Source organism: Thermodesulfobacteriota bacterium (assembly GCA_040756475.1).
Classification (GTDB): Bacteria; Desulfobacterota; Deferrisomatia; order Deferrisomatales; family JACRMM01; genus JBFLZB01.
The window spans coordinates 1-8,348 of record JBFLZB010000190.1 but is presented as its reverse complement, the minus strand read 5'-3'; the positions used below and the strand labels follow the sequence as shown (position 1 = coordinate 8,348).

General features: G+C 69.9%; 9 protein-coding genes and 1 pseudogene. 5 read left to right on the top strand and 5 right to left on the bottom strand.

What is annotated here, in order from left to right; all coding sequences use genetic code 11:
* The first annotated feature begins 360 nt into the window (after positions 1-360).
* The 4 genes from AB1578_19605 (at position 361) to AB1578_19590 (ending at position 3,393) form a co-directional block, all read left to right on the top strand.
* Positions 361-531: a hypothetical protein gene (locus tag AB1578_19605; protein ID MEW6490100.1), complete on the top strand. Its 171-nt coding sequence runs from the start codon at positions 361-363 to the stop codon at positions 529-531.
* Position 532: 1 nt separating this feature from the next.
* Positions 533-1,942, top strand: a complete 1,410-nt coding sequence (locus AB1578_19600; protein MEW6490099.1) for a phospholipase D-like domain-containing protein — start codon at positions 533-535, stop codon at positions 1,940-1,942.
* A gap of 12 nt (positions 1,943-1,954) precedes the next feature.
* Positions 1,955-2,146: a PIN domain-containing protein gene (locus AB1578_19595; GenBank protein ID MEW6490098.1), complete on the top strand. Its 192-nt coding sequence runs from the start codon at positions 1,955-1,957 to the stop codon at positions 2,144-2,146.
* A 167-nt stretch (positions 2,147-2,313) separates the two neighbouring features.
* A complete protein-coding gene (locus tag AB1578_19590; protein ID MEW6490097.1) occupies positions 2,314-3,393 on the top strand; it encodes a PEP-CTERM sorting domain-containing protein in 1,080 nt (359 codons plus the stop codon).
* A gap of 97 nt (positions 3,394-3,490) precedes the next feature.
* On the opposite strand, the gene msrA (AB1578_19585) is transcribed toward AB1578_19590, so the two are convergent.
* The 5 genes and pseudogenes from msrA (AB1578_19585) to AB1578_19565 all read right to left on the bottom strand — a co-directional run bounded on the left by msrA (AB1578_19585) (position 3,491) and on the right by AB1578_19565 (position 6,946).
* A complete protein-coding gene (msrA, locus tag AB1578_19585; protein ID MEW6490096.1) occupies positions 3,491-4,054 on the bottom strand; it encodes a peptide-methionine (S)-S-oxide reductase MsrA in 564 nt (187 codons plus the stop codon).
* A gap of 151 nt (positions 4,055-4,205) precedes the next feature.
* On the bottom strand, positions 4,206-4,556 hold the full coding sequence (locus AB1578_19580) for a type II toxin-antitoxin system PemK/MazF family toxin (GenBank protein MEW6490095.1): 351 nt from the start codon (positions 4,554-4,556) through the stop codon (positions 4,206-4,208).
* Positions 4,543-4,818 (bottom strand): hypothetical protein, encoded by a 276-nt coding sequence (locus AB1578_19575; protein MEW6490094.1) that lies wholly within the window; start codon positions 4,816-4,818, stop codon positions 4,543-4,545. Before AB1578_19575 ends, AB1578_19580 begins: the two co-directional genes overlap by 14 nt.
* A 327-nt stretch (positions 4,819-5,145) precedes the next feature.
* Positions 5,146-5,460, bottom strand: a pseudogene (msrA, locus tag AB1578_19570) (peptide-methionine (S)-S-oxide reductase MsrA).
* A 103-nt stretch (positions 5,461-5,563) separates the two neighbouring features.
* Positions 5,564-6,946, bottom strand: a complete 1,383-nt coding sequence (locus tag AB1578_19565; GenBank protein MEW6490093.1) for an alpha/beta hydrolase — start codon at positions 6,944-6,946, stop codon at positions 5,564-5,566.
* A 194-nt stretch (positions 6,947-7,140) separates the two neighbouring features.
* On the opposite strand from AB1578_19565, the gene AB1578_19560 reads away from it, so the two are divergent.
* Positions 7,141-8,348: radical SAM protein (locus AB1578_19560; protein ID MEW6490092.1), on the top strand; the 1,208-nt coding region annotated here is incomplete at its 3' end.

Genomic DNA, 8,348 nt, shown 5'->3' with positions numbered 1-8,348 from the left:
TGGCACCCCCGCCGACTGCCGCCGGGACGCATTCCGCGAACATCTCCCGGCGTGCTGGCAAGAACTGCATCGATGCTAGCGAGGTCTTCGGCCGTGTGCAACCCCGGTGTCCGTCCTGGATCCGCCGCCCGGGTGGGCAGCGGGCTCGGGGAGCCCTTCCGCTCCTCCACGCAATCCGCGGCTTCCAGAGGGCATCTCCCCGAGGGAATCGGTGCGCCGAGCTTCACCGGTCTGCACCGGGTGGCGTCGATCGGTCGATGCGGTGCGCGGCTGCGCTACAGGGCCCCCCGACCCCTCCCCAAAACTTGGTGGTGGCTCTTGGCCGTCCGGCGGCGGGTTGACTCCCCACGGGCCCCCGGCATGCTGACCGTCGTCCGACCCCTCTCGGCGGAGGCCCTGCCCGTGGTCCACCTCATCGTGAACGGCGCCCCCGCGTGCCTCGGCCTCGACCCCGAGACCCCGCTCCTGTGGGCGGCTACCGGGGTGCGGGCCCAGACCCTGCCGCTGGTCGGGCGCGGCCGGCAGGCGTAGCGTGGCCCTCCTCGCCTACTTGCTGTTGCTCGCCGTCGCCGCGGCGTCGGTCCTCTCGGCGGCCCACGCCCTCCTGCGCAAGCGCGACCCCCGCTCGGCGCTCCTCTGGATCCTCGTGTGCCTGGCGCTCCCCGGCGCCGGGGTGGCCCTCTACTGGTTCCTGGGGGTAAACCGCATCCGCACCCGCGCCCGGGACTGGCAGCCCCCTCCCCCCGAGCCGCCCTTCGCAGCCGGCCCCTCTTCCCACCCTCCGCGGCTGGATCCCTACAAGCCGCTTCTGGCGGTCGCGGACGCGGTCACCCGCCGGCCTCTGGTCGGGGGAAACCGGGTCACCCCCCTCCACTGCGGGGAGGAGGCCTACCCCGCCATGCTAGAGGCGATCGAGGGGGCACGGGAGACGGTTCACCTGTGCACCTTCATCTTCGACTCCGACGCCACGGGGCGCCGGTTCGCCGCGGCGCTTCGGGCCGCGGCCGGGCGGGGGGTCGCGGTGCGGGTCCTCGTGGACGCCCTGGGGGAGCGCTACTGCCTGCGCCCCATCCGGCGGCTCCTGCGGGGCTCGAGGGTGCGGTTCGCGCGGTATCTCCCCCTCTCTCTCTCCGGGAGGGGGCTCCACCTCAACCTGCGCAACCACCGGAAGATCCTCTCGGTGGACGGCGCCGTGGGCTTTACCGGGGGCATGAACCTGGGGGACCGCCACCTGTGCGCAAACGGAGGGAATCCGAGCCGGGTGGTGGACCTCCACTTCCGGGTGGAGGGCCCGGTGGTGGCCCACCTGGAGGACGCGTTTCGGGAGGACTGGGCCTTTGCCGCCGGGGAGCTCCTGCCCGCACCGGCGCAGCCGGACCCTGCGGCGGGGCTCGGGGCCCTGTGCCGGGGCATCAGCGACGGGCCCAACGAGGACTTCGAGAAGCTCACCTGGATCGTGGTGGGGGCGCTCAACTGCGCCCGCAGCCGGGCGCGGATCATGACCCCCTACTTCATCCCTGACCGGGGGCTGGCCGCGGCGCTCCACGCCGCGGCCCTGCGGGGCGTGCGGGTAGACCTGGCCCTCCCGGGCAAGAACAACCTCCCCTACGTGGCCTGGGCGAGCCGGGCCTACCTGTGGGAGTTCCTCCAGCACGGCACCCGGGTCTGGCTCCAGCCTCCCCCCTTCGTCCACACCAAGCTCCTCCTGGTGGACGACGAGTACGCCCTGGTGGGCTCGGCCAACCTCGACCCCCGGAGCCTGCGCCTGAACTTCGAGTTCAACCTCGAGGTCTACGACCCCGGCCTTGCCGCCGCCCTGGGCCGACACTTCGACGAGGCGCTCACCCGCTCCCGGCAGGTCACCCTAAAGGAGGTCGACGGCCGCCCGCTCCCCCAAAAGCTCCTCGACGCCACCGCCAAGCTCTTCTCGCCGTACCTCTGACGAACGCTCCCCATCCTTCCTTTCGACCTCGCTGCGGCGCGCATCTACGCGCGCATCTGGGCAAACCTTGCGAGGCGGGGGCTCACGGTGGGAGCCCACGACCTCCTCATCGCCGCCACCGCCATCTCCCTCGACGACGCGCTGCTCACGGTCAACCGCCGGGACTTCGAGAAGATCGAGGGCCTTCGCCTCGAGGTGCGGTGAAACCCCCTGGTCGCCCGCGCCGGCGCAGCGCGGGCCCTTTCCCACCCGGCGCGGCGCGGCCAGGGGGAATCCGTTTCCCTCGCGAAACCTGGAGAACGGGCGCCCGTATGGGGCGGCGCGCCTTGTTCCGCTGCATTGCCATCCCCGCGTGGGAAAGGAGGATCGAGATGAGAGCGATCGTCGGGTTGGCCGCCGCCTTCTGCCTCGCGGCCGGGAGCCCTGCCTGGGCCCTCACCGCCGTGGGCACCGACTTCTACCGCGTGCACGTGGCCGACGAGGAGTCCGGCTACTCCTTTGGAACCTGGAACGCCGTCACGGGCTCTCGCCACCCGGCCGGAGAGGGACGAGACCTCCTCTTCGACGGAGAGACGACCAACACCAACTACTCCACTCTTCGCGTGTACGGGTCCGGCGGCCCCCGGGACTATGCGACCGAGGCCTACGCCCCCGGGGTGGGCGAAGGGGTCGCCCTGGACCTCTACTACATCGCCGAGGGTCCAAGCCCCCTGGCTTCCGAGGGCGCGGGCTGGCGCGTGGAGTGGTGCGTGGAGCCCGAGGCGTTGTGGGTGACCCAGGACGTCTTCGTCGTCGGGGAGACCTTCGCCACCGCGGCCATCTACCACACGGTGGAGATCCGAAACATGGGCGACGCCGACGTGGCGGTGGGCTGGCGAAACCTCTACGACTGGGCGGTCAACGACCCCTCCTTCGACGACGGGCCCGCAAACCGCGTGGAGGGCGCCGCGGGCGCCGTGGTCGTCCCTTTCACCACGCGAGAGTTTCTTCACGCGTCCAACCCCGGGGAGCTCGTGCGGGTCTCCGTGGACCGCACCACGGAGGACCCGCCGGAGGCGGTCGTCCCCACCTACCAGCCGCTCCTGGCGCTGGGGTACGACCCCCGCTTCCGGCCGGACCTCCCGGTCACCCTCCCCGACGCCTACGCCTTCGTGAGCTGGCCGTATGCCTACGGGTCCCTGTTCGAGTACCTCGTCGATCCGGCGTTCGACGCCACCGACGACACCGCCGGCCTCTCCTGGTTCGGGCTCACGGCCGAGACCGCCCCGGTCCTCTCCGCCGGCGACACCGTTCGCTTCACCCAGGTCCTCTTTGGCGCCCTCCCCAGCGCCCCGCCCGGCAAGACCTCCCCCGTGCCCGAGCCCTCCACCCTCGCCCTCCTGGCCACGGGGCTGGCCGTGCTGGCGCGCCGCCGGGGGACCTCCCCAGGTACGGCCCTCCGCCGCCGTTGACGCGGCGGCTCCTCCGGCGGTCGGGCGCCACGTACCGGCGGCCGGCATCGCGTGTCGCACAGCGAGGGGCGCTCCCCGAGAGGTAAACCCTTCGGCCTCAGGCTCCAGCCTTGCGCCGGCCCGCGAACCGCTGCCGGAACTTGGCGAGCTTGGGGGTGATGACCACCCGGCAGTACCCCTGGCCCGGGTTCTTGCGGAAGTAGTCCTGGTGATACGCCTCGGCCGGGTAGAAGGCCTCGAGGGGCGCCACCTCGGTGACGACGGGGGCGTCCCAAAGCCCCTGGCCCCCGAGCTCCCCGATCACCTCCCGGGTTACCCGTTCCTGCTCGGGGTCGTGATAGAGGACCACCGACCGGTACTGGGTGCCCACGTCGGCCCCCTGCCGGTTCGGGGTCGTGGGATCGTGGACCGCGAAGAAGACCTCCAGGAGCTCCCGAAAGGAGATCACCGCGGGGTCGAAGGTCACCTGCACCACCTCGGCGTGCCCCGTGGCCCCCGTGCACACCTGCTCGTAGGTGGGGCTGGCCCGCCGCCCCCCCGCGTACCCCACCGCCACCCCCAGCACCCCCTCGAGCTCCCGGAAGATCGGCTCCAGGCACCAGAAGCACCCGCCTCCCAGGGTGGCCACTTCCTGTTTCGCCCTCTCGTTCGCGCCGGCCATGTCACCCTCACCTGGTCCATCCCCGCGCGGCGTCAGCATAGCGGGTATCCTACACCTCGAAGCGCCGGGCCGGGGGAGGACCCGGGACATCGTCGTCCTCCACCGCGACCGAGCCTCTTGCTTCTTCCGGGCCCCTGGACCTGGCGGGGTCTCACGTGCCCAAGTCCAAAGCGGCAAGCAATCCCGCGTTCACTGCCTTCAGAACGGCCTCCGGCAGGGAACCGATTCGCTTCGTGAGCTTGGACCGATCGAGCATCGTAATCTGATGACACAGAGCCACTCCCTCGCGCTCGAGACCTGCGGTTCCTTTCGCGAGCGGCACAGCCGTTGGGCCGCGGCGGGCTTGGGACGCCGAGGTCGAGCACGGGACCACGATCACAGACCGCCAGGTCGGAACGTCGTTGAAACCGTCGTGGGACACGACGATGACGGGACGTATGCCCCGCTGCTCGGAGCCGGACCGAGGCTGAAGCTCCGCCACGTATACCTCACCGCGCTTCATGGGCGTCCTCGCCGGGGAGCACCTCGAGACCGGCTGCCTCCAATTCTTCGTCGAGATCGGCGGATGTGCCTGCGCATGCCGAGGCATAGGCCGCTATCTCCTCCCGCAACCGGCTCCGCCGCCGTTCCTCGAGCCATTCGGTCAAGGCCCTCCGGGCAATCTCCGTCGCCGGCCTCCCGGAGCGCTCGACTTCCTCGCGCAGCATGTCTCTCAGATCGTTGGGCAGGGGCAGATGGAAGTTGGCTGTGGCAGTCGTCTTCATGGCACACCTCCTGCCATGAGGTTATGCCACCACGAGGCTGGCCGCAACCCGGTTCTCCCCATGAAGAGCGGGAGGAAACGGAGTGAACAGGGTCTTGGGCGATCTGACGCGAGTGCAGCAGTGCATTTCCCGGTCCTGGACTAGGCCTGGTACGTACGCCTCCCGCTCTGCTGCGTCCAGGAGGGCCAGGCCGGCCTGGGTGCTGCCGTGCGCCTCGAAGACCCTGACGGAACGAGGACCTGGGCAGCCGTTGCCCCTGGCCCCGAGTTCCCCACTCACCTCCCGGGCCATCCACTCTTGTTCCGCGTGGTAGAAGTAGACCACCTACCGGTACTGGGTCCCCACGTCGGCTCCCTGCCGGTCCGGGGTCGTGGGGTCGTGGATCGAGAAGAAGACCTCCGGGAGTTCTTGTAAGGAGCTCACGGCCGGGTCGAAGGTCGCCTGCACCACCTCGGCATGCCCCGTGGCCCCCGTGCACACCTGCTCGCAGGTAGGGTTGACCCGACGCCCACTCGCGTACCCCACGGTCACCTCCAAAACCCCCTCAAGCCCCCGGAAGATAGGCTCCAGACACCAAAAACACCCACCCCCCAAGGTGGCCACGCTTCTGCCCACTCCCGCGGCCGTCGTGTCGTCGCTCATCGCTTCCTCCTTCACTGTGCCGTTCCATCTTCTTTTCCGGCGGGCCCCTTCCGACCACCTCAGGTCCCGCCCCGCGGAACTCACCGCCACCCAGACGGCAACGTTACAGCGACGAGCTGGCCGCAAGGTCGTGCACGCCGTGTACGCGACCGCGGCCGTGGGGGCTTGCCACCCGGGAGACCGAGAAGACCAGGACCGCCCGGTCGGACGAACGGGCAGCCGCGGCGGTGCCCTCCAAGGACACACCGGCCAGGTCCAAGTGACTTCGGGACGCCACAAGTGCGGTTTCCGCGCGTACGGCGAGCGCCGTGGCAACCACGCTAGAGTTCGAGACGTTCAGACCCACGATAGCCCCCGCGACCGACGTCCGTTCGATGCGCACCTTGGACCGGGCGATGCGGATCGACCGCGCCTTCACCCCGACAATCGAGACGCCGAGGCAGTCCTCCACCGCGATTTCCTCGTAGTCCCCCTCGAACCGCACGCCCTCCTGCCCCGCGCACACTCCCCAGCGTGCTGTCGACGGCGGGGGCGCAGAAAACCTCGGCGCGTCCGGGGGTGACACCAGCGCCGCCAGGACGGCACCCAGGAACACCTCGGGAACGTCTAGCATGGGGGCGTGTCCCGCGCCCGCAATGATGTCGAGCCGGACGTCGGAGAGGGCATGGAGAAGCACCTGGGCGGTGCGTAGCGGGGCGATCTCGTCCTCGGCCCCCCAGAGCAGGCGAACCGGAACCCGAATCGCAGCGAGGGATTTCGAGAAGTCCTCCTGGATGAGCGCCATGGCAGCGATCTTGCGCGGACTGCCGCCGAGGACCAGCCGGCGCAGGGCTGGGGAGGCCAGCACCGTCTCGGCCTCCAGGGGCAGGCGGTCCATCCGCAGGATCACCTTGCGCAGCACCCGGTTGAGCTGCCTCTGATAGCGGCGGGAGTAGGAGGTTTCCGCGCGGTCCCCACTAGGCTCGATCCGGTAGGTGTGCTCCAGGAAGGCCACCCGGTGGAGCACGCCCGCCACGTCGGACAACACCATCCGGCGTACTGCATGCGGGTGCTCCGCAGCAAACCGCAAGGCGACCGCCGCCCCCAGGGAGTGACCGATCACGATTACCGGCCCCTTGGCATACCGCTCCGTCAACCAGTGAACGAGTTGGGCATAGGCAGCGGGCGAATAGAGATGGTTGCCCCCGCTCGACCGCCCGAATCCCGGGAGGTCGAAGGCGACAACGTGGAAGCGCTCGATCAGGGCAGGAATAAGAAGCGCCCAGTCGGCCGACGCGCTAGGGCCGAGGCCATGGATCAGCACGGCGGTCTCCGGGCGCTCCACCCCTGCCTGGAACACGAAGACCTTCCCCCCGAACACCGGCTCGTCCACGAGCTCGCCTGGGCCAGGCAGCGTGGCCGTGGCGGGGTCCCACGACACCTGCTCCCCTCCCGCACAGGCGCTCAACCACAGCGCCAACAAGGTAACGTAGACAACTCGGCACATGGAAGACACGGGTCCCTCCTGGACCTGGACGGCACGCGCCTGGCGGCACCCCGCCGGGCCGCTGCCAGGATACCCCCGGACCCGAGTACGTCGACTCCGGGCCCGCAGCATGCCGTCAGGCGCTCCACCGTTGACCCGCCCCCCAGGCCTAGCCTAGAGTTTCGGCAGTCCTCCTACCCCACGGGGAGCCCCCGATGCATCGTCCGTCTGCCAGCGAGCCCTTCCGCGTCCTGCTGGTTTCTCCCATCGACAAGGCCATCCTGGGCGAGGACTTCTACTTCCGGTTCCCCCACCTGAGCCTGCCCACGCTGGCTGCGTACACTCCCGCGGGCGTCGACGTGGAGATCGTGGACGAGAAGTTCCAGCCGGTGCCGGTGGACGGGCGCTACGACTTGGTGGGCATCACCGCCATGACGCCCCTGGCGCCGCGGGCCTACCGGATCGCCGACGGCTTTCGCGCCCGGGGCGTGCCGGTCGTGATGGGCGGCTACCATCCCACGGTGCTCCCGGACGAGGCGCAGGCGCACGCGGACGCGGTGTGCATCGGCGAGGCGGAGACCGTCTGGCCAATTATCGTGGCCGACGCCATGGTGGGGCGCCTCCAGGAGCGCTACCGGGCGCCTGCCTTCCCCTGCCTCGAGGGGCTACCCCCCGCCCGGCGCGACCTGGTGCACATCCCCAAGGCCAAGCGGTTCGAGCACATTAACGTCTCCTTCGTCCAGACCACTCGGGGCTGCCCCCACCGCTGCTCCTTTTGCGCGGTGACAAGCGTGCTGGGGGGAAAGCTGCGCCACCGGCCCGTGGCCGAGGTGGAGGCGGAGCTCGAGGCGGTTGGGATCCGCCGGCTGGAGAAGGGGAAGAAACGCCACGTCTTCCACGACGTCGTCTTCTTCACGGACGACAATATCGTGGGCGACCGCCGGTACGCCCGCGAACTTCTGCGCATGGTCTCCACGTTCAACCTGAAGTGGGTGGGGCAGGCGTCGACCAACGTGGCCGACGACGAGGAGATCCTGAACCTGCTGCGGGAGTCGGGCTGCATGGGGCTCGCGGTGGGGTTCGAGACCCTCTCCCAGAAGAATATCCAGGACGTGGGCAAGGGGGTGAACCGCACCCAGGAGTACCTGGAGAAGATCCGGCGCATCCACGCCCACGGCATCGGCCTCGCGGGCAACTTCATCTTCGGCTTCGACCACGACGACGAGACGACCTTCCCGGAGGTGGTCGAGTTCGTGGACCGGGCGCGCCTGGACGGGTTCTACTACTCGCTGCTCACCCCCTACCCCGGCACGCCCTTCTACGAGCAGATGAAGGCGGAAGGGCGCCTCGTGGAAACGGACTGGTCCCTCTACGACACCAACCACGTGGTCTACCGCCCCCGCCTCATGGACCGGGAGACCCT

Bases quoted from the DNA above. Each gene is read 5' to 3' on its own strand.
- AB1578_19605 (MEW6490100.1), top strand. From the start codon at position 361: ATGCTGACCGTCGTCCGACCCCTCTCGGCGGAGGCCCTGCCCGTGGTC.
- AB1578_19590 (MEW6490097.1), top strand. From the start codon at position 2,314: ATGAGAGCGATCGTCGGGTTGGCCGCCGCCTTCTGCCTCGCGGCCGGG.
- msrA (MEW6490096.1), bottom strand. From the start codon at position 4,054: ATGGCCGGCGCGAACGAGAGGGCGAAACAGGAAGTGGCCACCCTGGGA.
- AB1578_19580 (MEW6490095.1), bottom strand. From the start codon at position 4,556: ATGAAGCGCGGTGAGGTATACGTGGCGGAGCTTCAGCCTCGGTCCGGC.
- AB1578_19575 (MEW6490094.1), bottom strand. From the start codon at position 4,818: ATGAAGACGACTGCCACAGCCAACTTCCATCTGCCCCTGCCCAACGAT.
- AB1578_19565 (MEW6490093.1), bottom strand. From the start codon at position 6,946: ATGTGCCGAGTTGTCTACGTTACCTTGTTGGCGCTGTGGTTGAGCGCC.